The sequence below is a fragment of the Acinetobacter sp. WU_MDCI_Abxb74 genome (assembly GCF_025513915.1).
In the GTDB taxonomy this organism is placed as follows: Bacteria; Pseudomonadota; Gammaproteobacteria; order Pseudomonadales; family Moraxellaceae; genus Acinetobacter; species Acinetobacter calcoaceticus_C.
The window spans coordinates 1,220,681-1,246,461 of record NZ_JAHPRP010000001.1 but is presented as its reverse complement, the minus strand read 5'-3'; the positions used below and the strand labels follow the sequence as shown (position 1 = coordinate 1,246,461).

Sequence of the window (25,781 nt, the reverse complement as noted above, 5' to 3'; positions counted from 1 at the left end):
TCACATCCGATAGGGATATATAAAATGCTAAATGATAAAGATAGCAAACACGAAAGTTTAACGGCAGCCTTAAAAGCTTTATATGATCAAACTAAGGCAAAAGTTGGTGATGCAGACCTAGCACATATCAGAAATGTTGCCGCTTACTCTCAAGCTATTAAGGCGCGTAGTAATGAGTTGATCCAGCAAGGTGGAAAACCTAACGCCATAATGCGTGGCGCGATATTAGGTGCATTGCATACATTACTTGAGTTTTCTGAACTTGGTCATAACATCATGCATGGTAGTTATGATCATTTACCAAATGCAGGTTCTTTCCATTCTGAACGTTGGGTTTGGAATTTTATGGTGGATCCTTATGAATGGCGTGTGATGCACCATCAAAATCACCATCCTTTTACGAATATCGTTGGCATAGACCATGATTTGGGATACTCATTTTTACGTATTAAGCCAGGTCAGCCATGGTATGGACATCATACTCTGCAACTTCCACTGTTGTGGGGCTTATTATTAACAGCACCTAATCTTGTATTTTCTCTTTTTACTGGAGCATCAGCTGCTAAAACAGAAGGTCGTAAAGTATTTAGTCGAACAGCCATTGAACAAACTTTAAAACTGACAAAAAAATATATTGCCCAGCATTTTTGGAAAGATCCTCTTTCGGTCTCTCCTCATCGGATATTGCCGACATTTTTTGGTAATTATCTGAGTACAGTTTTGGGCTATGATTTGACGGTTGCAGTCTTATTTTTGGAACACCATTCACCCAATGTTGAATTATTTAGTGACCCGGGATTGAGTGAAACAGAAGAAGAATATTTTCGCCGTCAAATTTTAGCGACAAGTAATTTTACGCCTTATGCCCAACTTGATCATTATTTTAAAACATTGTTGGAAGAGGAGGTTGAATTTGATAATCCACCTGCATTTGATGTGTTTTATGGTGGATTGGACACGCACTTAGAGCATCATTTGTTTCCAGATTTACCATGTAATCGTCAACGAGAAATCCAGCCCTTTGTTAAAGAAATCTGTTTGCAGCATGGCTTGCCTTACAATGTTATGTCTCTTGAAGATGTTGTGCCAGAGATGATGGTCAATGTGCTCAAATTGGCGAGTCCTGTAGGCGAGCAAGAAAATGGAAATTTTTTAAAAATACTAAAAAATCCTAAGGAATTATTACGTCGAGTCGTATATGGAGCCCAATATAAACTGCCAGATAACATGACGTATTTAACTAAACCTCAGTTTTACAATGTACCTGTTAAGGTTTTAGCTGCGTTTCCGCAAGCAGGAAATCAGGCATTAATGATACGTTTTGAAAAACCTCAAGGATGGGAGAGCGTAACTTGGGAAGCTGGTGCATTTATTTCTGTACGGGTTGAAGTCGATGGTGCAAGTCTGGTTCGACAATATAGTTTGTTAAGAGATAGTCACGAGGCTGATCATTGTTTGGAAATTGCCGTCAAACGTGTAGAGGCGGGACGTGTTTCAAATTATATCAATGATCATATTAAGAAAAATTCACATATGATTTTGGTAGGAGTACCGCAGGCCTCTCCCGATTTTATAATGAAAGAAGTACCTAAACAGATCGTTTTTCTTGCGGGCGGTGTGGGTATTACACCAATTTTGAGTATGTTACGTAAGGCACGACGTGAAGCTCCACATAGTCAAGTTAAGTTACTTTATTTTAACCGTAATGAGAGATCTATTATTTTTGAACATGAATTACGTGAAGTTGCCAAGTTATCTGGTTTTGACGTGCATTTTATATGTAATGAGATAGACCCTAATTATCCGATTTCAGGGCAGATGTATCAGGCGAAACTAAGTACTGAATTACTAGCTAAAGTTGTTCCAGACATAACAGCACATGAAGTGTATGTTTGTGCTCCACCAAGATTTATTGCTGCCTCAAAATCTATGTTACTGGATTTAGGATTACCTGAAATCAAATTTCATACAGAGAGTTTTACCCCTCCCGTAGTTGAGAACCCAACGGATGGTAAAGATCATGTTATCCACTTTGCGCGGAGTGGTATTGATATTGTGGTTGATGGAGGAACGACGTTATTAGAAGCTGCACGTTTGGCTGGTGTTAATATTCCATCGGGATGTGAAAGAGGGTTATGCCGTGCTTGTGTCTGTAATAAGCTACAAGGCGTTACTACTTTAGATCAATACAAGGCACAACCAGATTTACGAATTACCACCTGTAACAGTTTGCCTCGTTCGGATAAGTTGGTTCTGGATATTTAACATCTTTGAATATGGAATTATTAATTTAAAGTTTAAGAGTTAATCACCTCAATAATAAAAACCAGCGTATGGCTTGCTACGCTGGTCTTCAATATTATTTAAACGAACTAAACTGAACGTTCACCTAACCAATGACTCATTTCTGGCCAGACTGAAGTAGGTGCTTGGCTTCCGGAAACAACACCCATGTGACCACCAGGCACGACTTTAAATGTTTTGTCTTGGCTGCTAATTAAATCCATGAGAGGTTTAACCGCTTCAGTGGTCACAATAATATCAGTACTACCACCCAGCGCTAACACCGAACATTTAATATCTTTTAGATAGGCTGTAAGTTCACCAAATTTCACTACACCATTCGATAGTTCATTATCAATCCAGAAACGAAGGATGATGTCACGCATGACTCCACCTGGATACGCCAGCATGTTATCGATAAATGAACTTGCGGTTGCATGGTCGACAATAAATTCTCGGTTATCGAGATTTTTAAAAAGTTCCCAATACGTTTTTAGATTTCCAATTGGATCGGTTAATTTAAAGCCTAGAGTGTTTTGCCATCCATGAATATGAAACGCCTTACTTGGCACATGGTGGCGAATACGAAACGGCGTATGTTTGCGAACCCATTGTGCAGGTTTGGTTAAGCTGCCATAGAGTTTACCCATATAACCAGCTTTATGTGTATCAATAGGGGAAGCTAAAATAATTAAGTTTTTAATATCTTTGTCTTTAAATAATGCGGTATAGCAGAGCGAAAGTGCACCACCCAAACTCCAACCATGTAAAGAAAGCTGTTGTTGACCACTGTGCGCGCGGACCTCTTTTAACATTTCAGGCATAAAGACTTTAATGTAGGTGCCGAAATTGTATTTTGCTTGATGTCGGGTGGGAATGCCCCAGTCAATTAAATAGACATCAAACCCTTGCTCCAAAAAGAATCGGACAAAACTACGCGTAGGAAACAAATCATAAATGAGCATGTTGACTGCTAACGGCGGAACAATAACTAGTGGTACGCGATGTTTTTGCGCAGAAGTATTCGTCTCATTTCTATAATGTCTTAAGCTAATAATTTCATGCTGATGAATCACATCAAATGGCGTTTTTCCTGACAAGGCAATTTGAGGACCTCTAAAAAATAGATCTGATGCATTGATCAGCATGTGAGGTATTTTTTGACCAGCACCTGTCTGAAGAGATTTTTTAATGGACTGTAGCTGTGGAACGTTCTTTCGAACTTTAAGCAATAAACTCATTGAATATAAAACCTATAAAGATGTTGCCCAGAGCAATAACGAGCTGGTCTTTTAAGGATATTAAATGGAATGACAGCTAAGTTCAGTGACTTAAAAGACAGGATTTTCTGTTTAAGGTATCAAGGGGTAATTATTTCTAATTAAGAATATTTAAGGTTAAATATTTGAAATTAATAATTAAATTAATTTTAGTGAATCATTTTATATAAAATATTTAAAAAATTAAGCTTTTTAAAAGAATGGTGAAAATTTATTGGTAGAGTAATTTTGTAAAGTTTGTTTGTGTTTTTTTTACATATTAAAAAATAAAATATAATTATTTTACAATCCTTTGGGAATGTAATTGGAAAGTAGTATATATGGAATTTGTATTTAATGGTTTTTATACACTAATTTCCGCGGTCATTGTCCTTTTATTGGGCCGCTTCCTTGTTAATCGAATTGATTTTTTAAAACGCTACAATATTCCAGAACCTGTAGCAGGCGGTTTAGTTGCTGCGGTCGTCTCGCTACTTGTCCATACCATATGGGGATATAGCATTGTTTTTAGTAGCGAATTACAAACCAGTTTTATGCTCGTATTCTTTGCTTCTATTGGCTTAAGTGCCAATTTTATGAAGCTTAAAGAAGGCGGCATGGCTTTGGTTATCTTCTTAGTCTGTGTAGCATCCTTCATTGTTGTGCAAAATGCGGTAGGCATGAGTCTTGCGACTTTGCTTGGCCTTGACCCACTTATTGGCTTGATTGCAGGTTCAATTACTTTAACAGGTGGTCATGGTACAGCAGGAGCTTGGGGTGAAATTTTAGAAACTCAGCATGGTATTCAGGGTGCTCTGGCTTTAGGTATGGCGAGTGCGACTTTTGGTTTGATTATTGGTGGTGTAATTGGTGGCCCATTAGCGAAATTACTCATTAATCGTTATAGCCTTGCACAACCAAAAACCAATGCTGAAATTCAACAGCGTGATGGTCATGTTGAGCAAAACTCTGATGACCTTGCTCCGTTTGAAAACCCACATCAAGTTCGTTTAATTACAGCCGACAATGCGATTACTACACTAGGTATGTTTGCAGCGTGTTTGGCATTTGCTGAATTTATGACAGGCTTTAGTAAGGGAACTTGGTTTGAGTTACCAACCTTTGTCTGGGCGCTGGGTGGCGGGGTAATTTTAAGAAACATCTTAGAAAGCGTGCTGAAAGTTGATATTTTCGACCGTGCGATTGATGTATTTGGTAACGCTTCATTGTCACTTTATTTAGCAATGGCATTGCTTTCATTAAAGCTTTGGCAGCTTGCAGATTTGGCTGGGCCTCTTGTTGTAATTTTGGGTGCTCAAACCATTACAATGGCGTTATATGCAGCATTTGTGACGTTCCGTGTAATGGGCAAAAACTATGATGCAGCGGTGTTGTCAGCAGGGCATTGTGGTTTTGGTATGGGGGCAACACCAACGGCGGTTGCAAATATGCAAGCCATTACTAACATGTATGGACCGTCACATAAGGCGTTTTTAATTGTTCCGCTTTGTGGTGCATTCTTTGTCGATTTAATTAATGCGACAGTCATTCAGCTGATGTTGAAATTCGTTGTTTAATCAAAAAAAGCCCGTAAGGGCTTTTTTTACGAGTGTTTATTTATGAATATTAAGATAAAGAGATATCTCGTTCATACATATAGGATCAATTTTTATTTTTAGGATGCTTTTTCTCAAAACTAATAATCGCCCTTAAACATGGTTTCACATAGAATAAATTGCAGATAAATAAAATGAGAAATGTATGAGCTCAGAAGCGCATTCAATTAGCTTGGTTGCTCCCGTGGTTTTATTGGCGGCTGCTGTAATTGCAGTTCCTATTTTTAAACGTATTGGTTTAGGTTCGGTATTAGGTTATTTAATTGCAGGCCTAATTATTGGCCCATTCGGTTTTGCTTTTTTTCAAGATTCTGCCGCAATTTTACATATTGCCGAGTTGGGAATTGTGATGTACCTATTTCTGATTGGTTTGGAAATGCAACCATCACATTTATGGAGCCTTAGACGCGAAATTTTTGGCCTTGGCACACTACAGATCATCATTTGCGCACTGGCTTTGACTGGCGTCGGACTGTTATTTGGTTTTACATGGCAAGTTGCTTTTATTGGTGCAGCAGGATTTGTATTAACGTCGACTGCTATTGTGATGCAGTTATTGGGCGATCGAGGTGACTTGACTCAACCTCGTGGGCAAAAAATTGTAGCCATCTTATTATTTGAAGATTTACTGATTGTACCATTGCTCGCTATTGTCGCTTTTATGGCGCCTAACCATGTTGTCGAAAGCACATCTGTACGTTTAGAAAATATAGGAATTGGTTTAATCGCAATTGCAGGTCTTATTGCGGCAGGTTATTGGTTACTTAATCCATTATTTAGGCTCTTGGCTGCGGCTAAAGCCCGAGAAGTCATGACTGCTGCCGCATTATTGGTGGTGTTGGGCGCGGCATTACTCATGCAAGTCAGCGGTTTGTCTATGGCGATGGGTGCATTCTTAGCGGGTGTGCTTTTATCTGAATCAACCTTTAGACATCAAATTGAAGCTGATATTGAACCATTCCGAGGAATCTTGTTGGGCCTGTTTTTCCTTGGGGTTGGCATGTCATTGGATTTATCAGTGGTTGCTCAAAACTGGCAGCTCATTGTCAGTGGTGTAGTTGCCCTAATGTTTGCCAAAGCGCTCATGATTTATATTGTCGCCCGAATAACGAAAAGCCCTCATACTGAAGCGTTGGACCGCGCCTTACTCATGGCTCAAGGTGGAGAATTTGCGTTTGTACTTTTCTCTGCCGCGCTAAGTGCTCAAGTTATTGACAGTACTATTAAATCTAACTTAACCGCTATTGTTGTGCTTTCAATGGTGTTGACTCCAATTGTCGGTATTATTTTTAAACGGTTTACTCAATTTAAAGCGAATGTTTCATTAGAAAACGTCAATATTGCCGAGGGTTTAAGCGGTAGCGTTTTAATGATTGGATTTGGGCGCTTTGGACAGGTCACCAGTCAATTATTATTGGCAAGAGGGGTAGATGTCACCATTATTGATAATAATACGGACATGATTCAAAACGCGGAAAAATTTGGTTTTAAAATTTATTATGGCGATGGCTGTCGTTTAGATATTTTGCATGCTTCTGGGGCTGCAACAGCACAAGCGATTGTGGTGTGTGTAGATAGTAAGGAAACGACCAATAGAATTGTAGAACTCGTCACTCATGAATTTCCTTTAGCGAAATTATTAGTCCGTTCATATGACCGCGAGCACTCACTGCATTTAGTCAAACAAAAAGTAGACTTTATGATCCGTGAAACATTTGAATCTGCGATTAAGTTTGGTGGTGTTATTTTACAAGAACTTGGTGTGGATGAAGACGAAGTAGAAAGAATTACCGAAGAAATTCGAGATCTTGATAATGAGCGCTTTGAAACTGAAATCGCAGCAGATGACGTAAATGCGGGAGTCGGTATGCAATATACACATACGCATCCCCGACCAACAGCGCCATTGATTCGCCCAAAACGGGAAGGGCAGATTTTAAATAAAAAAGATCGCTCAGATAACGATTCTTGATGAGTATAAAAATATCTATAAAAGTTCTGTTTAGAAGAACTTTTATAGAACAATAAACCCGATTCGACTACCAATAAACCATCTTAACTGAGTGAGATTAGATTTTTAGTCACATTATAAGCCCGACTACAAATGCTCTAAAGCTGTGCCTTTAACGGGGTTTCTACGCCAGTAATAAGGTTGTAAAAATCTAAGAAAAAGCTTCCACGGCGTGATCCAAGCGATGCGTCGGTTGGCTTTTTTATTTTGAATCATTTGTTTTGCTAAATAACTACAAACAATTTCTGGCGGGTCAATCACAAAGAAAAATAACCGTTTCATCTTTTTCCAGTTTTGGATATTTCCATTGGTCCACGACGAAACTAAAAGGTCTGTTGCAACCATGCCCGGGCTGAGTGTGCCAGTTAAAATGGGCGTCGATTTTGTTTCTTTATAAAGCGCTTTACTGAAATAACTTACAGCTCGTTTTGTAGTTGCATAAGGCGTCATGCCTGCACTCCATTCGCCGTTGCTTCCCCAACCTTCCATATTAAAGATTTGGCCATAACCTTGTTTAAGCATTCCCTTTAGAGCCACTTGTGAGCCCAACATCGTGCCTAAAATATTGGTTGAAACAGCCGCGTTTAACTCTTCTGGCTGAAGGTCAACAAAGTCTTTGGTTGGGTGGCAGCTTCCTGCATTATTCACCCAGACATTCACGTACCCAAAATGCTCAATTGCACCATCCCATAGGGTTTGCACATCAGAAATTTGAGTTACATCGCAACACAGACCAATGAATTTTTCTTTATTGAAATGAGTTCCTAAATGAGAAAGAGCATGGTTAAGATGCTCTGGATTTCGTCCAGCAATGACAACAGAACATCCAAGATCTAAAAAAGCATGGGCAAGGGCTAAACCTATACCTTTTGTACTGCCTGTAATGACCACACTGCAAACTTCAGTTTTGGGTAAACTCATTGCGCTCTCTATATAAAATCTTTAAAAATAGTTACATGAATGGCTGTAAGTTAATTTTGCTCACTTAATAAGATGAGATAGACAATAGATAAACTTATCATCGAAAGATTCATTACGATAGGGTTGTAGGGCAAGATCAGGGTAGAGGGTATTAAAAAACCAATTAAAAGAAGCAGTCCAAGCAAACCCAAAATACTTAAATAGTGAATATATTTATGTGCAGTAAAGAGAAAACATAAACCAAAAATAATTTCAGCTATTCCACTCGCATGGCCTGCAAGTTTTGCGTTTTCAAGTGATAGTCCTAGCCATTGCCATACAAAAATTTCATCAGAATTAAGAAATAGAAATTTTGGAACGAGACCTTGATAAAACCATAAAAAGGCCAGCACAAGGTTTATAAATTTGAAGATATTAATATTTTTCATGGAAATGAATTTAAGATTTTAAAATTTTCTTTAGATTAGGTTTGACCTATTATCTTTAGGTTTATTTATTTGTTCAAGCTATATGGATGAAATCAGCTAACTTAGGACTTTTGATCAATCTTGATATATTACGGAGTCAAGGAAAATAATTAACACGTAATATGTCTAAAATTTAGGGGCAAAAATGAAAAGAAAAAATACAAAAATTGGAGATGTATTTGCTGTTAAATTAGATAATGGATGTAAAAAATATTTTCAATTAGTAGGTTTTGACTTAACTCAATTAAATAGTGATGTAATTCGAGTATTTAAAACGGAATATTCTGCAAATACAGTCCCAGTTTTAACTGAAGTTATTAATAATGAGGTAGATTTCTATGCACATTGTATAACTGTTTTTGGTATTAAATTAGGTTTCTGGGAGAAAGTTGGGAACATGCCAGACGTTGGAAATATTGATGTGTTATTTCGTAGTAGCAGCGATAGTCCAAAAACAAAAATATCTAATAATTGGTGGATTTGGAAAGTTAATGAGCCACAGCAATATGTAGGAAAATTAGAAGGGGAAAACAAATTTGCAGAAATTGGGAGTGTTATACCACCAGATAGTATTGTTTATAGGATAAAAACAGATAGGTATGATTTCGTATATCCTGAATTTGAATAAAAAATGTACAATTTGTATTGTATTGATTTAAATTTTATTTTCATCTGGAAGGGCAAACATGACTGATTTTGAAAAGGATATTGAAGGTTGTTATTTGGGGGTAATTCCCATAAATATTTTAAAAGGACGATTAAACTTTAGAGATATTAGTGACTATCTATTCGCAAAAGAACTACTAAACATCGCAGAAAAATCAAAAAATAGCGATGCTGTACATGTTGCATTTCTTATATTTGATGAATATGAACTACAAGAAGATGATTTCGGCCTATTAGATATCTTTTTTCAGATTGGCATGATGCTCATGAAGATATCGTTTTTACAGTTAGTAGAATTAGAAATTGTAAGCTAGTGGAGTTTTTTAAAAACGCTATTAATTTTGTTCCAAGTTATATGATGGAAGATAACTTAAGGGTACTTGCTCGGAAAGCATTTTTTGGCTTAGGTACAAATATAAAATGTCCTAGGTCTCTGGAATATTTAAACCAGTATATTAACTCATCAGATACTATATTAAAAAAATTTGCTGAAGAGCAGCTTGTAATATTTTATAAAAATAATGGATTTTGATTGTCTAATTAAATGAAAAACAATAATTATTTAACCAATTTCTAGCCAATATCACATTGACACTCTAAACCCTGCCGATTATCCTTTGCCTGCTGGTCACATTGCCAGTGGGTTTTAGCAGACCCTTTATACACAAGAGTACTGAAGAGCTTGCTTTTTAGTACTGGATCCTCACGTCCCCCTTTTTCGCTATGGTAGGACGGAGGGGGACGCGCTTGCGCGTGCTGGGTCCTTGTGTACCAGTCTGCTAACCCCTTTCGTTCTGCCACCATTATTTAGCAGTAATCGTGGTAGTTCTTCTTTAATACACAAGGAGTCCGCCATGCGTACTATTTCTTCTTATTTTTTGGCCTTTGCCAAGCTCTCTCTATTCATACCGCTTAACTGGTCTTTAAAACGGTTTAAACATTTATAGGTTTAGCTTTTAGATCGTTACGACTAAAAAATCATATCAACAATAAAGCTTGAGATAGGTTAGCGCATCCTTTTTGTGCAGCTTTCGCATGCCTGTTTTTAGCACTCATTTTAAGAGTGACGGCATTTCTATCTCTTTTATATACAACAAAAATTTATCTTTGAGCAGAATGTTTATGCCAAATTTAGAAAATTCATTTAGAGCATTAAGAGTGCTCCACGCGGCAAGAGATCTATTTAATCAACATGGCTTTCATAAGGTCGGTGTCGACCGAATTATTGCTGAAGCCAGAATTTCAAAATCCACTTTTTATAATGATTTTCACTCTAAAGAAAGACTGATTGAAATGTGTTTGTTGGTTCAAAAAGAGCACTTAAAAGAAAAAGTGAGAGCGGTAAGGGAATCTCGTCAATATCCAGATTTGTCTCTTAAGCTTAGACAAATTTACCTTTTACATGCGGACTTAAAAGGTGCGTATTATCTGTTGTTTAAAGCGATTTTTGAAATTAAAAAGCTTTATCCAAACGCCTATCAAACCGCAATTCGCTATAGGCGATGGCTTAAAAATGAAATTTTCTGGGTTCTGCGAGAATCTAAAAAAAGGGCTACATATGAAGAATCGGATATTTTTGTATTTATGATTGATGGTGCGATTTTTGGTCTTTTAGGTTCAAGTCAAAATGAAGAACCTGATCAGTTGCTAGATTACTTTTTAAAGGTAAATGCTTAATAAGCTATTAAAACCCAAGCTATTTAGTTTGGCTTTTAACTAATTGAGTAACAATAAAAATATTCTAAACACCGAGTAATGTAATGCCATCATATTCATTCTCAGCTTTCTCAAGGAATTTTGTAATTTCTATAATCATGTTTAGTGCTTGTGGCTTAAAAAAACTGAAGTTACTTGCAAACAATTCTGTTTCTTCTTTGAAAATTAGCTTTAATGTTTTATCGTATGTATCTAACTGATTTATAAATGAATGAAGTTCATGTAAATCTTTTATAATATCTTTGAGGTTTTCAGAATTAATAAAAGTAATTCCCCAATGGAAAAACTTTTCTTTATCTCGATTAAAGAAATTTTCAACTAGTGAAAAAGCCACTTCATCAATAGCTATAGAGCCTACACAATCATTATTTCTTCTTAGATCCAAAGGTATAATTTGAATATTTAAAGAGCCTATTAAACCAGAAACGAATTTAACATCGAAATTAATTTTCATATTAAATGAGTGAATAATCTAAGTTTTATGTTTCTAAGATTAAACTATTTATATTCAAGAATTCTAGTTGATTAGATAAATATATTGAATGTAAAGCTGCACTGTAATTTTTTTAAAATTGAAAAGCTTTATCCAACCGCCCATAAGGTTGTAATTGACTATCGAAATTGGCTAATTCAAGAAATTTATAAACTACTTTTAACGCTAAAAGTTACGGCTTCAATTGAAGATGCTCACCTGTTTTTATTTGTGATTGATGGCGCTATGATTCAACTTTTAGGGGAAAAATCAGCTAGATGACCGAGATAGATTATTAAACTATTTTTTAACCATGATTAATTAAGAATTGGCGAATGAAAAGCTCCTTATTTAAGGCGCTTTTTTATGTCTTTTCTCTTATTTATATAATTTAATAAAGTAAATCGAAGAAATCGTATTTAATTTTCTCTTGAAGAAATGAGATTAGTTTGGCACATTGCTTAGAAGTAGAATTCTATGCAAGCGTTGTAGCAAGCAGTTCTGACACAGTAAAAATTATAAATTTCAGAGTATAACTATGCGGCTTAATAAATTAGCAGGTTGTGAGGAGTGCGATACAGTCTATCGTAGAACCCCGCTTGCTTATGGAAAAAGAGCTTATTGCGTATGCTGCGGTGCTGAACTCTATCGGCACACCAAACCTTTTTCAACATTGTTAGCTTTGATTTTAACTGCCTTAATCGTATTTATTATTGCCAATAGCTTTCCTATCGTAAAAATTGAATTACAGGGAAATACCTCTGAAACCACCTTACTTGGTGCGGTGTGGGTGATGTTTCATTATGATCGGGCTTTCGTGGGCTTACTCATCTTAATCACTACTTTTATTGTGCCGCTTTCTTATCTTTTATTACTTACCTATGTGTTGGGTACGGTGAGTATATTGAAGAAAAGGCCAACGTTTTTGGTGATGGCATTGCGGACACTTTTCTTTATGAGAGTGTGGGGAATGGTTGAGGTGTTCTTAATCGGAATTTTGGTCACACTTGTAAAGTTAGTGGGAATGGTATTGGTGATTCCCGAGATTGCTTTGTGGGCATTCGCAGTCTTAAGCATATTATTGGTCTATATTACTTCCATAAAGGTGAGCGATATATGGAACGAAATTGATAGGTCACTGCCATGAAAACAATAAAAAATGTGACCCAAGCAAAAAGCTCGCAACACGGATTGGGGGTTAAGCCATATCCACGAGCTAAAGATCTCTCATTAATTGTGTGTCATTGCTGTGGTGTCGTAAATTCTGCTCAAAATGAAAAAAGACGACGAGATAAAAGCCATCAAGTATTACGTTGTATTCGGTGTAATAGCGTGCTGCATTCACGCAAACCAGCAAGTTTAAATCGAACCTTTGCTTTGGTAGTGGCTGCAACCATCCTTTATATTCCAGCCAATGTACTTCCAATGACGGTGACTGACTCACTTTTAGGTAGTCAGCAAGATACGATCATGAGTGGGGTAATTTACTTCTGGCAAAGTGGAGACTATTTGGTTTCAGTGGTCATTTTCATGGCTAGTATTTTTATTCCAATGTTAAAGCTACTGATTTTGTATTTTTTATTATTTGCGGTATATCTACAGAAATCGGCAGGTTGGAAATTTTTACCCGAGCAATGCGTTAAGTTATATCGAATTGTCGAGTTTATCGGGCGCTGGTCAATGATTGATGTTTTTGTGGTGGCACTTTTAACAGCCCTCATTCAGATTCAATCGCTTGCTACAATTTTAGCAGGGCCGGGTTCGATTGCTTTTGGTGCGGTTGTGGTGTTAACCATGTTCGCATCTTTAAGTTTTGACCCACGTATTATTTGGGATAACTTCTACACATCTCAGAGTACAAACAAACCGTCTTCTGTTGCTTCTGAAAAAACAACAATTATTCAGGCAGAACATCCGCCGTTGAATAATGATTCTATTAATCCCAGTCAATAAAAGAACAATGAGTATGTCTGAAAATGAAATAACCACTGGTAACTCAGATCATCGTGATACAGATGTTGAACTGGATAGCATGAATGATTTGCCAGAACCCCAAGAAAAGAAAAGCCGGTGGAAGCCTTTATTAATTTGGCTTATTCCATTGATCGCGCTTTTAATCGCGCTGTCATTAGCTGTAAAAGCGCTATTGTCTCATGGCCCTACAATTGATGTGTCTTTTCGGACAGCCGAAGGGCTAGTCGCTGGTAAAACCACAGTTCGCTATAAACAGGTGGATATTGGTGTAGTACGGCAGATTGATCTTTCAGATGACCGTTCACACGTTATTGCCAGAATTGATTTGCGCAAAGGTGCGAGTAATTTTGCAGCGAAAGATTCACGATTTTGGGTGGTGCGACCGCGTATTGGGACGAGTGGGGTTTCAGGAATAGACACCTTATTGTCAGGTTCATATATTGAAGTGGATGGGGGGAAATCAGAAGAGGATAAGTTTGAATTTACTGGATTAGAAGTGCCGCCAGTCATATCCTCAGACGTTCCCGGAAAAGTATTTTTCTTAAATGCAGATGATCTTGGTTCGTTAGATATAGGTTCTCCAATTTATTATCGTCGAATTAATGTGGGGCAAATTACAGCTTATAAATTGTCTGATGACGGTAAAAATGTTGAACTACAAACGTTTATCCGCGCGCCGTATGACAAGTTTGTAACCACCGATGCACGTTTTTGGCAGGCGAGTGGGATTGATGTGACCTTAAATGCTTCAGGCTTTAATTTAGACACTCAATCTCTGGCAAGTATTGTCGCAGGTGGTATTGCTTTTGGATTCCCTGAAGGCTCGCATGCTACGATGGCAGCAAATCAGAGTCACTTTAATCTTTGGGACTCAAAATCTGATGCATTAAAAGAACCGGATGGTCAAGCTCGTGGTGTGATTATGTATTTTGATCATTCATTACGTGGGCTTACGGTCGGTGCACCAATTGATTTCATGGGTATTGAAATTGGTAATGTTAAATCAATAAATGCCGAGTTTTATGACCACTATAAACAGATTCGTATGCGTGTTGAGGCGGTCATTTATCCTTCACGTGTTGAAAATGGTCAGGCGCTTAATCCAAACAGTGAAATTTTTAAAGATTTTGTTGAACATGGATGGCGTGCTCAAATGAGAACCGGAAACCTTCTAACGGGTCAAAACTATATTGCGCTAGACAGGTTCCCTAAAGCCAAACCAGCCACATTACAAATCTTAGGTGATAACCGTGTGGTGATTCCGACAACGCCAACCGAACTGAGTGGCTTACAAGCACAAGTTTCTCAAATTGCAGATAAATTAACGAAATTCCCGTTAGTTGAAATTGGGCAAGATGTGCGTAAAACGCTTAACAATATGAACACAGCGATTGAGTCTACCGACAAGCTGGTTAAACAGTTAGACGGCAAAGTTGCACCTGGTTTACAAGCAACTTTAGACGATGTGCGTAAAACTGTACGGTCATCTGAATCTATTTTGTCGAGCGATGCGCCGTTGCAACAAGACGTACGCAAAGCATTGCAGCAAATGACACGTGCCGCTGCCTCTTTACAGTTAATGTCAGACTATATTGAACAACACCCTGAATCAATTATTCGTGGTAAGACACCAGAGACCGATGATGAAAAATAAAAACCATCTATCTTTTCAACTTCCTAAAGCAGCCAAATGGCTGCTTGGGAGTGGCTTGTTTTTAACGGCAGTTGCCATGACAGCATGTTCGAGTTCGCCAACGCCAAACTATTATACGATGTCCCCTAAAGTTACTCCGGTCACCAGCTCAACTGTGCAGGTGATTGAAGTATTGCCAGTTGGGATTCCAGACCGATTAGACCGTGCACCTTTGGTGCTACAAGACAGTAGCGGTAAGTCTACGGTGTTAAATAATGAGCGCTGGACATCGACCATGGGTACGCAATTACGCGATACCATGTCGGCAGGTTTACAACAAAAGCTAGGGGCAATTGACAGTTATAGCAGTGGGCTTGCTGGAAACAATCAACCGTTATATCGCGTTTCTACAGACTTTTCTCATTTTGATATTATAGATCACAACAATATTAATATTGCTGTGTCTTGGGTTGTGAAGCGTCAGATACCTCCAACTCAATTAGAGTCAACTAATGCAAAAGTAATCACTAATAGAGGAGCTCAGCTCAATTGTAGAATTGCTTTTAAACAGCCGATTGATCAAAAAGCTAAAAAAATGGAAGCCATTGTAAGTGCTTCAAGTGAGGCCATGAGCCAAATTATTAATATTGTTTCTTCTTCGATCGTGGCGCTAGATTCAAACAAAAAAGCGGTTATTAGCAATGGTGTTTGTTCGTAAAACGACTCGCTTTTAACCAACCCCTTTATTTGTGCAAAACAGATAAAGGGGTTTTTTATTTTAATTGCCTCGATAGGTTGAATAACCATAAGGGCTGAGTAGTAACGGAATATGGTAGTGATTTACACTTCCATCCACTTTAAAAATCACAGGGACTTCGGCAAAAAAAGTTTGTTGTTTGTTCTTTTTAAACCAGTCTTCAGTTTTAAAGGTAACTTTATAAACACCTTGCTCTAGTTTTTTATTTTCTGGATAGAGTGCACTAATACGGCCATTTGAGTCGGTCACTTGTTGGTTAAGTTTAATCCACTGGTTATTTGTGTTTTTTTCTAAAACCACTTCAACCTGAGAAGATGGCAAACCAGTTTCTAAATTTAAAACATGCACACTGAGTGGATTACTCTGTGCAAATGTAGCCGAAGCAATAAATAAAGAAGATAAGGCAATAAATGATTTAGACATGATGAATCCTTATGAATGAAAAATGGTTTCAATGGCTTTACTTGCACATAGATTGTCATTTTGAGCACCACCAGCACCCGCAACGCCAATCGCCCCGATCACTTGGTTCTCAAAACGAACAGGTATGCCACCTCCTAACAACAGTAAATTTGCCAGTGTGGTTAAATTTTTTGCATCGGGATTTTGGTTACTGTTTTGGCTTAAAACCAAGGTCGATGTTTTGGTAGATAGCGCCGTATAGGCCTTTTTCTCGGCAGCCATTAAATTATGTGGACCAACCAACTCATGCCGTTCGGCAGTTAAAGGGTTACCACCACGGTCAACAATAACGACTGCAATGTTTTGATTTAATTTTTTACATGCCTCTTTAGCACTGTCAGCTAGCATTCGTGCAGTTTTAAGATCTAATGAATAGACTTGATTCAAAGCAGGGGGCTGTGCAAAAGTACTATTACCCAATACCGCGGCTGTTAGCATCAGCCAGTTCAATTTGTTCATGATGATTGCCTCTATGTCGCTTTGAAAATCTTAAACAAATTGAATAATTCCAAGCATGACAATCACATTACAAAGTTGTCATCTTTCAAAAGAGTCTCTACAAAATGCGTATCCTTGTTATTGAAGACGAAATCAAAATCGCCACTTATTTGGTTAAAGGATTAAAAGAATCTGGATATCAAGCGGAGTGTGTTCATTTAGGGCTTCAAGGTTTAGAAATGCTAAAGAGAGATCAATATGACTTGCTTATTCTTGACGTGATGTTGCCTGACATAGACGGCTGGAGCGTATTACAAGTACTGCGCCAGTTCTCCAAAATTCCGGTTATTTTCTTAACGGCAAAAGATCAGGTGATGGATAGAGTCAAAGGTTTGGAATTGGGTGCGGATGATTACTTGGCTAAACCCTTTTCTTATATTGAACTATTAGCGCGTATTAAAAGCCTATTAAGAAGACAACAATATTTGCAGGAAAATGAACTGTCTATTAGTGATTTAAAAATGGACTTGGTCAGTCATAAAGTATGGCGTAATGGAAACCTGATTGAGCTGAGCAAAACTGAATTTAATTTGTTGCGTTACCTGTTACTCAATAAAGAGCAAATCGTGACGCGCAGACAAATTGGTTCCGAAGTCTGGAATATTAACTTTGATACCGATACTAATTTTATTGATGTGGCAGTACGCCGTTTACGAAGCAAAATTGATGAAGGGTATGAATTAAAGCTTATTCATACCATCCGTGGCTTGGGCTATAAAATTTCGGTTAGCTTATGAACTTTAAATTTCTACGTTCGCTTGAAGTCCGTATTACATTACTGGTCACGCTCTGTTCTGCCTTAATTTTATGTTCAGTCGGCTTTATGACCTATTTAGGTATTAACCAAATTTTATTAAAGCAGCAAGATAAAGCTTTAGCAGACAGAATTAATCGCTTGGAAATTTTGCTACAAGATAGCGAAAATGTAGAGCAAATCATTGCGCGGCCTAAGCTTTATCAAAACATGCTCGGCAACCAAGACAATTTGTTTCTGCTCATTCATAAAGATAAAACCTTAATTAATATCAATCCGCTCCATATTCAGTTACCTCAATTTGCAGAGCGTACAAGTCTCCAATTCCAAGACTTAGCTAGCAATGAATATCCAACGCGAATTGCGTGGAAAACCATAAAAATTAATAACGAGCCTTATCAGCTCATTGCAGGTAAACAATGGTCTGAGCGGATTAATATTATTTTACCTTTTCAAAAGAACCTTTTGATGTATGTGATAGGAGGTGTATTTGCAATCTTTGTGCTTTGTATTTTAGCGTGTCATCTGGGTTTAAGGTCGCTACAACAGCTTCGCAAGCAAACACACTCTATTAACGTAAATCAGCTCCAGAAAAGATTAAATCTCTTAAATTCACCTTTAGAAGTTGAGCTGCTTTCAAAAGATATAAATCACATGCTTGAGCGTATTGAAAAGGGCTATACCCAGCTCAACCGTTTTTCTGAAGATATTGCTCATGAGTTCCGTACGCCTTTAAATAATCTGATTGGGCAAACTGAAATTGCTTTAACTGGCGAACGCTCAGTTGAGCAATATGAAGATTTGCTGGTGTCTCATTTGGATGATTACCACAGATTAAAACGTATGATTGATAGCATGCTTTTTTTAGCAAGAGCCGATCAGAAAATGGTTCTTGTAAACAAACAAGAAATAAACGTCCAAGATGTTATAGATGGGCTATGCCAGATTTTTGAATATCAGGCCGAGGAACAAGAGTGTCATTTTAGTTTCAACTTAGAAGTCCAAAAGTTATTTGCAGATCCAGAGCTATTTCAAAGAGCAGTCTACAACCTTATTTTAAATGCGCTCGTACATGGTGGTGATAAGCGATCTATTTATATCGCCACTAGACATAAAATGACTGAGCATACGCAATGGGTGAGTCTGACTGTGGTAACGGGTGGTATTTCAATTGCTGATCATCAACTTGAGCATCTTTTTGAAAGATTCTACCAATGCCACTCAAGTCGAAGTGATGAGAACCAGACAGGTGGATTAGGTTTATCGATTGTCGCTTCAATTATGGATCTACATCATGGTCTATATCGGGTCTATAACACGCTCGAAGGGGTATATTTTGAGCTTGATTTTCCAATTGCAGGTGCCCCAAATAAATACAATTAAATCCTTATTAATGTTCCTTAATTTTTAAAATTCACACTTTGTTCACAACCCTCTGGCGTATGTTTAAACATATGAAATAAATAGAAGAGGGTCGTTATGAAATTATTATTTAAGTCACTTGTCATCAGTAGCAGTCTTGCAGCGGTTAGCTTAATGCTTCCTTTGAGCACCTTTGCTGACACAAATACGAAACCAGTGGCTGTTGAATCTATTGATATTAATAAATACGCAGGTAAGTGGTATGAGATTGCACATTTACCTATGTTTTTTCAGCGTAATTGTGTAGCCAATACAACTGCAAACTATTCCATTAACGCAGACAAAACCGTTGGTGTTTTAAATAGTTGTACCAACAAAGATGGCAAAATGATTTCATCTGAAGGTGTGGCCTATTCGCAAAATGAGGGCAACAGTAAATTAAAAGTGAGCTTTTTGCCTTCTGGTCTAAGATGGATTCCTTTTACAAAAGGCGATTACTGGGTACTAAGAGTTGACCAAGATTATCAGGTCGCTTTAGTCGGTGGTCCAAGCCAGAAATATTTATGGATTCTTTCTCGTAGTCCTCAAATTGATGAGGCGACATATCAGTCTTATCTGCAAACCGCAAAAAGCTATGGCTACGACGTTTCTAAACTCGTTAAGACAACACAGTCTAAATAGCGAAGCTACTGATTAGGAAGATTCTTATATTTATCTCTTAATCGAGTGAACTTCACATAAAATTCATTGCGCATTTTCTAAATTAGAACCAAAAGAAATGCTTTAGATCAGGAAGAATCAATGTCTAAATTTTTTCTGCGCTGGATCGATAGCTGGTCAGATTCAGAAAATGCGCAAGTGGGTACTTCTAGCGAATATGTCATTGAAAAGAAAATTCAATGGTTAAGAATAATTCCTTTTATTTTATTGCATATCGCTTGTTTAGCTATGTTTTGGGTGGGCGTATCTTGGTTTGCAGTTGTCTTCATGCTGGGTTTTTACTTTCTTCGCATGTTTGCAATTACTGCTTTTTTCCACCGCTATCTTTCACATAAAACTTTTCAAACATCACGTATTGTCCAGTTCATTTTTATACTGATCGGAACTATGAGTGCACAGCGTGGACCGTTATGGTGGGCAGCGCATCACCGTTATCACCATTACTTTACCGACACCGATCAGGATCCACATTCAGCGAAAGCAGGCTTTTGGTATTCCCATATAGGCTGGTTTTTAAATGAGCAGAATTTTGCTATTCGAAAAAAAGTGATTAAAGACTGGTTGAAATATCCTGAGCTGATTTGGCTTGACCGATTTAGTTTGCCTATTGTGATTTTTACAGCTTTGGCAATTTATGGTTTTGGTTCGTGGCTTGCGCAACATTTCCCTGAGTTCGGAACTAATGGCTTACAGCTTTTGGTGTGGGGATTTGTGATTTCTACCGTTCTCTTAACGCATGCAACCTTATGTATTAACTCACTCGCGCATCGTTATGGTTCACGAGAGTTTAATACCCCAGATGACAGCCGTAATAACTTTTTACTTTCTTTAATTACCTTAGGTGAGGGATGGCACAACAACCATCACTTTTACGCGGGTAGTGTGCGTCAAGGTTTTTATTGGTGGCAGATTGATATCACCTTTTATGTGCTCAAACTGATGTCTTTATTTGGTTTGGTGTGGGGACTAAAGCCAGTACCAGCGAAGGTCTATCAATATAAAAAGATTAAAGATCTACCGATAGAAAAAATTGAAAATGGGGAAGTGTTATGAAAATTGCCATTATTGGTTCGGGTATATCGGGACTTTATGCTGCATGGAAATTGTCAAAACAACATCAAGTTACCGTATATGAAAAAAATAGCTATTTAGGTGGTCATACTGACACTCATGAGCTGGATATAGAGGGCGCTAAAGTTGCGGTAGATAGTGGTTTTATTGTGTTTAATGACTACAACTATCCGTTATTTACCGACATGCTTAAAAATTTGGGAGTTGAAACTCAAAGCAGTGACATGAGTTTTTCGGTGAATAATCTGGTCAGTGGGCTTCAATATAACCCCTCAAAAAAATGGTCGCTCTTTGCCCGTCCGCAGAACTTTCTAAACCGTAAATTTCTACAAATGCTCTCAGATTTGCTGCGTTTTTATGATGATAATAAAAATATTGATGTAGCAGATTTTGACCCTAATTTATCTATTGAAGGCTATTTAGACCTACACAAATATAGCCATGAGTTCCGTTATGAGCATCTTTATCCGATGTGCGGGGCATTATGGTCGGCTCCGGTTGAGCAGGTAGGTCAGATCCCATATCGATTTGTCGTGAGCTTTTTTCAGCATCACCGCATGCTACAGCTAAAAGAGCGGCCACAATGGCAAACAGTCAAACACGGTTCAGCAAGTTATATACATGCTATTCAACAAAACTGTCCATCCATTGAGTGGAAATTTGCAGAAGTAAAAGGTGTGAGCCGTTCACAAGAAACTGTGTTTATCGAAACAACTGAAGGGCAAGCAGAATATGACTGGGTGATTTTCGCAAGCCATGCCGACGATAGCCTAAGTTTAATTAAAGATGCTTCATCTCTTGAACGAGAAATACTAAGTCAATTTAGCTATCAAGATAATCACATGGTGGTTCACCGTGACACTTCAATTATGCCTAAAAGTCGTTTGCAGTGGGCAAGTTGGCATGTACATGTAACACCAACATCGCAAGTTCAAAGCAATGAGTCTGACATACATTATGGTTTTACCTACTGGATGAATAATTTGCAGAATTTACCCTGCAATACTCAAGTTTTTTCTACTTTAAATCCGAATATGAAAATTAAAGCCGAAGACATCTTGGTTGAACGCCAATATCGTCATCCTGTATTTGATACTAAAGCGATTCAAACTCAATCTCGTTGGCAAGAAATTAACGGACAAAACAGAACTTCATTTTGTGGAGCGTATTGGGGCTGGGGTTTCCATGAGGATGGTGCCCGTAGTGCAGCACGTGTTGTAGAGCAAATTTTACACTTTTAAAAATAGGTAAGGAGCTTTTCAAATGTTATTAAATAAACTTGCTATAGCTCCTACAATTATTCGTCACCGACGCTATAGCCCCAAACAGCATCAATTCACATCGACCTTAAATTACTTATGGTTCGATCCAGATCAATTAAATGAGATTGCAAAAGATTGCTCACTTTGGTCAACCAATCATTGGAATGTCTTAGAACTATCCAAAAATGATTTTTTAAATATGTATCACGGGTCTATAAAGGAAAAAGTAGAAAAAGCGATACTGCAAAATAACAACTTACATATTAGACCAGACTGGCAAATCAGAGTATTGGCTTTACCTCGTTGTTTGGGTTTTCGGTTTAATTCGGTCGTATTTTATTTTGTTTTAAATAAAGCCGGAAAACCCGTATTTATTGTCAGTGAAATTACTAATACCCCATGGAATGAACGAAAAGTTTATATACATGACTGCTCAAAACAACAAAGAAATATGAGTGATTATCAGAGTTTCGATTTTCATTTTGAAAAATCATTTCATGTTTCGCCGTTTATGCCCATGCAGTTGACTTACCGCTGGCGATTTAGTTTTTCAGACCAGCAAAATGTCATTCACATGCAGCTCTTTGAAGAACAAAAACAAGTGTTTGATGCAACTATGCGGTTTGAACTTGTGCCCATCACATTTCCTTCACAGCAGTATCGATATGCTCTTATGAACAGCCTAGCCCCTTTTAAAATGTTGTTTTCAATATATTTAGAAGCATTTAAGTTGTGGCGAAAAAAAGTTCCATTTTATCGTCATCCTAAAAAGATCAAGGTAGATAAGACATGATAAAAACATTTCTTTATGGTGAAGATGACTCACTACCGTTACTGCTCAAGAGTCTTCTCAAACTACGTCATGGACAGATCACTTTTCAGGGCGCGTGGAGTGGTACGGTTGGCGAGGTTTCAGACTTACATGCTGTGATTGAAGTTCGCAATCCTTTGCTGATGGATCTCATTTTAAAAAATGGTGTTTTAGGAGCAGCTGAAGGCTATATCCGTGGTGATTGGAGCAGCGAACAACTTGTAGAGTTGGTTCAGATACTGGCACGTAATCGAGATGTATTAGACCAGTTTAACCAGAATGTTATTGCACAGGCGAGCCAGTTTTTTCTGAAGGGTTGGTATAAAAATAGAAAAAACTCTATAAGCGGGAGCCGTAAAAATATTGCTGAGCACTATGACTTAAGTAATGACTTTTTTAAATTATTTTTAGACCCGTCGTTAATGTATTCGAGCGCCGTTTTTGAAAGTGAAAACATGTCACTCGAAGACGCATCTGATTTTAAAAAAGAGCTCATCTGTAAAAAGTTAGATTTAAAACCAATGGATCATTTGGTTGAAATTGGAAGCGGTTGGGGCGGTTTTGCCATTTATGCAGCCCAACATTATGGCTGTAGAGTGACCACCATTACCATTTCACAAGCTCAATACGATGAAGCCGTTACTCGTGTAAGTGAAGCTGGGTTGGCACATCGAATTGATGTGCAATTAAAAGACTATCGCTTGCTCGAAGGAAAGTTCGATAAGTTAGTTTCAATTGAAATGGTTGAGGCCGTTGGCGCGCAATATTTATCAACATATTTTGATCAGTGCAAAGCGCTGTTAAAACCGAAAGGTTTGGCATTTATTCAAGCCATTACCATTGAAGATTTTCGTTATAAAAAAGCATTAAATACAGTCGATTATATTAAGCGTTATATTTTTCCTGGTAGCTTTATTCCTAGCGTGAGTGTATTGACTCAAACCGCCTCTGAAAGTGGTTTAAGGCTAAAGTATTTAAATGACATCGGTTTAAGTTATGCAAAAACAATTCATCACTGGCGAGCACGGTTTTTAATCGCACGGGAGGAAGTATTGGCTCTGGGTTTCGATGAAAACTTCATTCGCATGTGGGATTTCTATTTATGTTATTGCGAGGGTGGTTTTAAAGAAGGCGTGATAAGCAATGTTCACTTGTTGTTTGAAAGTAGCAATTACTAACTCGAACACATCAAGCAAGGAGACTGCTCATGTTTTGGAATTTACTGATTCTAGATTTAATGATCATGTTGCTGAGCTGGCTACTTGCCACTGCAAATGGTCGAGCTGGAATTGTAGATGCCGCATGGAGTTTCTGTCTGGCAGTAAACATTATTGTGTCTTCTTTACTCATTTCAGTTGCTCCAGTTGAAGTGCGACTTTTTGTCGGTATTTTTAGCGGCTTATGGTTTTTAAGATTATTTTGGCATCTTTTAAGACGTTATCAATCTGAACAAAAAGAAGATGGTCGTTACGCGAACATGCGTAAGTCGATGGGTAAGTTCCAGCACTTTGGCTTCTTCTTATTTTTTATCTTTCAAACCCTTTTGGTGCTTTTGTTCTTTTTTCCGATGTGGACGCTACTCAATGTAGAGGCAACTACATGGAGTGGCGGATATAAAATCGCTTTAGTGATTGCTGCTGTCATCATGGTGATTGCCTTTATTGGAGAGCAGCTCGCTGATCAGCAGTTATACCGATTTAAATTAAATCCAGAACATCATGGCAAAACGATGGATCAGGGTTTATGGCGTTATTCACGTCACCCAAATTATTTTTTTGAATGGTTACACTGGTTTGCCTATCCAATCATTGGTTTAGCTGCGGGCCAGTATTTATTGTGGATTTATCCGTTACTGATGTGGCTATTTTTATACTACGTCACGGGTATTCCATTTAGTGAAAAACAAGCAATTAAAAGCCGCGGTCAAAATTATCTTGATTATCAACAAAAAACATCAATGTTTATTCCGCGAAAACCCAAAAAATAGGTGCGCATATGGATTTTATTGTTCATCAGTCTTTAAAAATTGTTGAAAGTGGTGTGATTCCAGATCATGCAATTCGGGCAGCAATCCGTGCTTTAAGCAAAAAGCGCTTAATTCAAGAAGGGCGTTATGACCCTGAACAAGGGGCACAGCGCTATATGGATGTGCTTAATATGCTGAAACGGAGCGAAATCGCCGTTGAAACGGACAAGGCAAATGAGCAGCACTATGAATTGCCGACTGAGTTTTTTCAGGCAGTGCTTGGAAAAAGACTCAAATATAGTGCTTGCTATTTTCCGACTAAAACAACAACTTTAGATCAGGCAGAAGAGCTTGCACTTCAGCTTTACTGTGAAAGAGCACAACTTAAAAACGGCCAACATATTTTAGAGTTAGGCTGTGGATGGGGTTCTCTAACATTATGGATGGCAGAAAACTATCCGCGCTCACAGATTACTGCTGTTTCAAACTCTGCAACCCAGAAAAAGCATATTCTTGGGCAAGCTAAGTTGAAGGATTTAACGAATCTTGAAGTGCTCACATGTGATGTGAATGTGCTCGAATTAGACCAAGATCAATTTGATCGGGTTGTATCGGTTGAAATGTTTGAACACGTTCGTAACTATCAACGTCTTTTTGAGAAAATTCAGGGATGGTTGAAGGCAGATGGGCTACTTTGGTGTCATATTTTTTGCCATCGCTTTTTACATTATCCTTTTGAAGTAAAATCAGATTATGATTGGATGTCCAAGTATTTCTTTACTGGCGGTTTAATGCCTGCGACGTCAACTTTTTTGCATTTCCAAGAGCATTTAGAATTGGCTCAACAGTGGCAGTGGTCGGGTGAGCACTATATGAGAACCGCAAATGCTTGGCTTGATAATATGGATAATCAAGAAGTTGAATTGAAGCCTCTGTTTAAAAAAATCTATGGAAAAGATGCTAATATTTGGTGGCAACGTTGGCGTATTTTCTTCATGGCTTGTGCTGAGCTGTTTGGTTTTGAGCAAGGACAAGAATGGGTCATTGGTCACTTTTTATTTAGAAAGAGATCATTGTAATTTCTAGAGCCTACCTCGGCG

Annotated in this window: 24 protein-coding genes and 2 pseudogenes; 20 read left to right on the top strand and 6 right to left on the bottom strand. The window is 37.8% G+C overall.

All coding sequences use genetic code 11. The features are described from left to right. Nucleotides 1-24: 24 nt before the first annotated feature. Nucleotides 25-2,265 carry a fatty acid desaturase gene (locus tag KTH84_RS05990; protein ID WP_262472438.1) on the top strand — a complete coding sequence of 747 codons (2,241 nt, stop codon included), beginning with the start codon at nucleotides 25-27 and terminating at the stop codon, nucleotides 2,263-2,265. Nucleotides 2,266-2,372: 107 nt separating this feature from the next. On the opposite strand, the gene KTH84_RS05985 is transcribed toward KTH84_RS05990, so the two are convergent. Further along, nucleotides 2,373-3,524: an alpha/beta fold hydrolase gene (locus KTH84_RS05985; RefSeq protein WP_262472436.1), complete on the bottom strand. Its 1,152-nt coding sequence runs from the start codon at nucleotides 3,522-3,524 to the stop codon at nucleotides 2,373-2,375. A 359-nt stretch (nucleotides 3,525-3,883) separates the two neighbouring features. Here KTH84_RS05985 and gltS point away from each other — a divergent pair, with 359 nt between their 5' ends. Both gltS and KTH84_RS05975 read left to right on the top strand, forming a co-directional pair. Further along, the gene (gene gltS / locus KTH84_RS05980) at nucleotides 3,884-5,119 is read left to right on the top strand and encodes a sodium/glutamate symporter (RefSeq protein WP_133972622.1); all 1,236 of its coding nucleotides are present in this window, start codon (nucleotides 3,884-3,886) and stop codon (nucleotides 5,117-5,119) included. 184 nt (nucleotides 5,120-5,303) lie between these two features. Then, nucleotides 5,304-7,130, top strand: coding sequence for a monovalent cation:proton antiporter-2 (CPA2) family protein (locus tag KTH84_RS05975; RefSeq protein WP_262472435.1), 1,827 nt, complete (start codon nucleotides 5,304-5,306; stop codon nucleotides 7,128-7,130). Between the two features lie 126 nt (nucleotides 7,131-7,256). Here KTH84_RS05975 and KTH84_RS05970 read toward each other — a convergent pair whose 3' ends face one another. Together KTH84_RS05970 and KTH84_RS05965 are read right to left on the bottom strand one after the other, a co-directional pair. Beyond that, nucleotides 7,257-8,090, bottom strand: coding sequence for an SDR family NAD(P)-dependent oxidoreductase (locus KTH84_RS05970; RefSeq protein ID WP_262472434.1), 834 nt, complete (start codon nucleotides 8,088-8,090; stop codon nucleotides 7,257-7,259). 50 nt (nucleotides 8,091-8,140) lie between these two features. Continuing rightward, nucleotides 8,141-8,518 carry a DoxX-like family protein gene (locus KTH84_RS05965; RefSeq protein ID WP_127492474.1) on the bottom strand — a complete coding sequence of 126 codons (378 nt, stop codon included), beginning with the start codon at nucleotides 8,516-8,518 and terminating at the stop codon, nucleotides 8,141-8,143. Nucleotides 8,519-8,702: 184 nt separating this feature from the next. On the opposite strand from KTH84_RS05965, the gene KTH84_RS05960 reads away from it, so the two are divergent. The 3 genes and pseudogenes from KTH84_RS05960 (at nucleotide 8,703) to KTH84_RS05950 (ending at nucleotide 10,900) form a co-directional block, all read left to right on the top strand. After that, entirely contained in the window at nucleotides 8,703-9,185 is a 483-nt protein-coding gene (locus KTH84_RS05960) for a hypothetical protein (RefSeq protein WP_262472432.1), read from the top strand. A gap of 58 nt (nucleotides 9,186-9,243) precedes the next feature. After that, nucleotides 9,244-9,755: pseudogene (locus tag KTH84_RS19005) on the top strand (hypothetical protein). Between the two features lie 590 nt (nucleotides 9,756-10,345). Beyond that, nucleotides 10,346-10,900 (top strand): TetR/AcrR family transcriptional regulator, encoded by a 555-nt coding sequence (locus KTH84_RS05950; RefSeq protein ID WP_262472429.1) that lies wholly within the window; start codon nucleotides 10,346-10,348, stop codon nucleotides 10,898-10,900. Nucleotides 10,901-10,964: 64 nt separating this feature from the next. Here the strand turns inward: KTH84_RS05950 and KTH84_RS05945 are convergent, their stop codons facing one another. Then, nucleotides 10,965-11,393, bottom strand: coding sequence for a hypothetical protein (locus tag KTH84_RS05945; RefSeq protein WP_262472428.1), 429 nt, complete (start codon nucleotides 11,391-11,393; stop codon nucleotides 10,965-10,967). A gap of 111 nt (nucleotides 11,394-11,504) precedes the next feature. On the opposite strand from KTH84_RS05945, the pseudogene KTH84_RS05940 reads away from it, so the two are divergent. The 5 genes and pseudogenes from KTH84_RS05940 to KTH84_RS05920 all read left to right on the top strand — a co-directional run. Next, nucleotides 11,505-11,736: pseudogene (locus tag KTH84_RS05940) on the top strand (TetR family transcriptional regulator); the annotation flags it as partial. A gap of 213 nt (nucleotides 11,737-11,949) precedes the next feature. Continuing rightward, the gene (locus KTH84_RS05935; RefSeq protein ID WP_262472426.1) at nucleotides 11,950-12,558 is read left to right on the top strand and encodes a paraquat-inducible protein A; all 609 of its coding nucleotides are present in this window, start codon (nucleotides 11,950-11,952) and stop codon (nucleotides 12,556-12,558) included. Beyond that, on the top strand, nucleotides 12,555-13,364 hold the full coding sequence (locus tag KTH84_RS05930) for a paraquat-inducible protein A (RefSeq protein WP_262472424.1): 810 nt from the start codon (nucleotides 12,555-12,557) through the stop codon (nucleotides 13,362-13,364). Before KTH84_RS05935 ends, KTH84_RS05930 begins: the two co-directional genes overlap by 4 nt. Before the next feature lie 7 nt (nucleotides 13,365-13,371). Next, the gene (locus KTH84_RS05925) at nucleotides 13,372-15,039 is read left to right on the top strand and encodes an intermembrane transport protein PqiB (RefSeq protein ID WP_262472423.1); all 1,668 of its coding nucleotides are present in this window, start codon (nucleotides 13,372-13,374) and stop codon (nucleotides 15,037-15,039) included. Further along, on the top strand, nucleotides 15,029-15,736 hold the full coding sequence (locus KTH84_RS05920; RefSeq protein ID WP_262472422.1) for a membrane integrity-associated transporter subunit PqiC: 708 nt from the start codon (nucleotides 15,029-15,031) through the stop codon (nucleotides 15,734-15,736). The genes KTH84_RS05925 and KTH84_RS05920 overlap by 11 nt, the downstream gene beginning before the upstream one ends. Nucleotides 15,737-15,796: 60 nt before the next feature. Here KTH84_RS05920 and uraH read toward each other — a convergent pair whose 3' ends face one another. Both uraH and KTH84_RS05910 read right to left on the bottom strand, forming a co-directional pair. Then, nucleotides 15,797-16,198, bottom strand: a complete 402-nt coding sequence (uraH, locus tag KTH84_RS05915; protein ID WP_133972642.1) for a hydroxyisourate hydrolase — start codon at nucleotides 16,196-16,198, stop codon at nucleotides 15,797-15,799. A 9-nt stretch (nucleotides 16,199-16,207) separates the two neighbouring features. Further along, nucleotides 16,208-16,675, bottom strand: coding sequence for a GlcG/HbpS family heme-binding protein (locus KTH84_RS05910; RefSeq protein WP_262472490.1), 468 nt, complete (start codon nucleotides 16,673-16,675; stop codon nucleotides 16,208-16,210). A 125-nt stretch (nucleotides 16,676-16,800) separates the two neighbouring features. On the opposite strand from KTH84_RS05910, the gene KTH84_RS05905 reads away from it, so the two are divergent. The 9 genes from KTH84_RS05905 to KTH84_RS05865 all read left to right on the top strand — a co-directional run bounded on the left by KTH84_RS05905 (nucleotide 16,801) and on the right by KTH84_RS05865 (nucleotide 25,760). Then, nucleotides 16,801-17,472, top strand: coding sequence for a heavy metal response regulator transcription factor (locus KTH84_RS05905; protein WP_133972644.1), 672 nt, complete (start codon nucleotides 16,801-16,803; stop codon nucleotides 17,470-17,472). Further along, complete coding sequence (locus KTH84_RS05900; RefSeq protein WP_262472420.1) at nucleotides 17,469-18,872, top strand: heavy metal sensor histidine kinase; 1,404 nt, start codon at nucleotides 17,469-17,471, stop codon at nucleotides 18,870-18,872. The genes KTH84_RS05905 and KTH84_RS05900 overlap by 4 nt, the downstream gene beginning before the upstream one ends. A 96-nt stretch (nucleotides 18,873-18,968) precedes the next feature. After that, complete coding sequence (locus tag KTH84_RS05895) at nucleotides 18,969-19,532, top strand: lipocalin family protein (protein WP_262472418.1); 564 nt, start codon at nucleotides 18,969-18,971, stop codon at nucleotides 19,530-19,532. 120 nt (nucleotides 19,533-19,652) lie between these two features. Then, nucleotides 19,653-20,624 (top strand): acyl-CoA desaturase, encoded by a 972-nt coding sequence (locus KTH84_RS05890; RefSeq protein WP_262472417.1) that lies wholly within the window; start codon nucleotides 19,653-19,655, stop codon nucleotides 20,622-20,624. Next, on the top strand, nucleotides 20,621-21,883 hold the full coding sequence (locus tag KTH84_RS05885) for an NAD(P)/FAD-dependent oxidoreductase (RefSeq protein WP_262472416.1): 1,263 nt from the start codon (nucleotides 20,621-20,623) through the stop codon (nucleotides 21,881-21,883). Before KTH84_RS05890 ends, KTH84_RS05885 begins: the two co-directional genes overlap by 4 nt. A 22-nt stretch (nucleotides 21,884-21,905) precedes the next feature. Next, nucleotides 21,906-22,697: a DUF1365 domain-containing protein gene (locus KTH84_RS05880; protein ID WP_262472415.1), complete on the top strand. Its 792-nt coding sequence runs from the start codon at nucleotides 21,906-21,908 to the stop codon at nucleotides 22,695-22,697. Beyond that, nucleotides 22,694-23,893: an SAM-dependent methyltransferase gene (locus KTH84_RS05875; RefSeq protein WP_262472414.1), complete on the top strand. Its 1,200-nt coding sequence runs from the start codon at nucleotides 22,694-22,696 to the stop codon at nucleotides 23,891-23,893. The genes KTH84_RS05880 and KTH84_RS05875 overlap by 4 nt, the downstream gene beginning before the upstream one ends. A 29-nt stretch (nucleotides 23,894-23,922) precedes the next feature. Continuing rightward, nucleotides 23,923-24,702, top strand: coding sequence for a DUF1295 domain-containing protein (locus KTH84_RS05870; protein ID WP_262472413.1), 780 nt, complete (start codon nucleotides 23,923-23,925; stop codon nucleotides 24,700-24,702). Nucleotides 24,703-24,710: 8 nt separating this feature from the next. Then, complete coding sequence (locus KTH84_RS05865; protein ID WP_262472412.1) at nucleotides 24,711-25,760, top strand: SAM-dependent methyltransferase; 1,050 nt, start codon at nucleotides 24,711-24,713, stop codon at nucleotides 25,758-25,760. The last annotated feature ends 21 nt before the right edge of the window (nucleotides 25,761-25,781 follow it).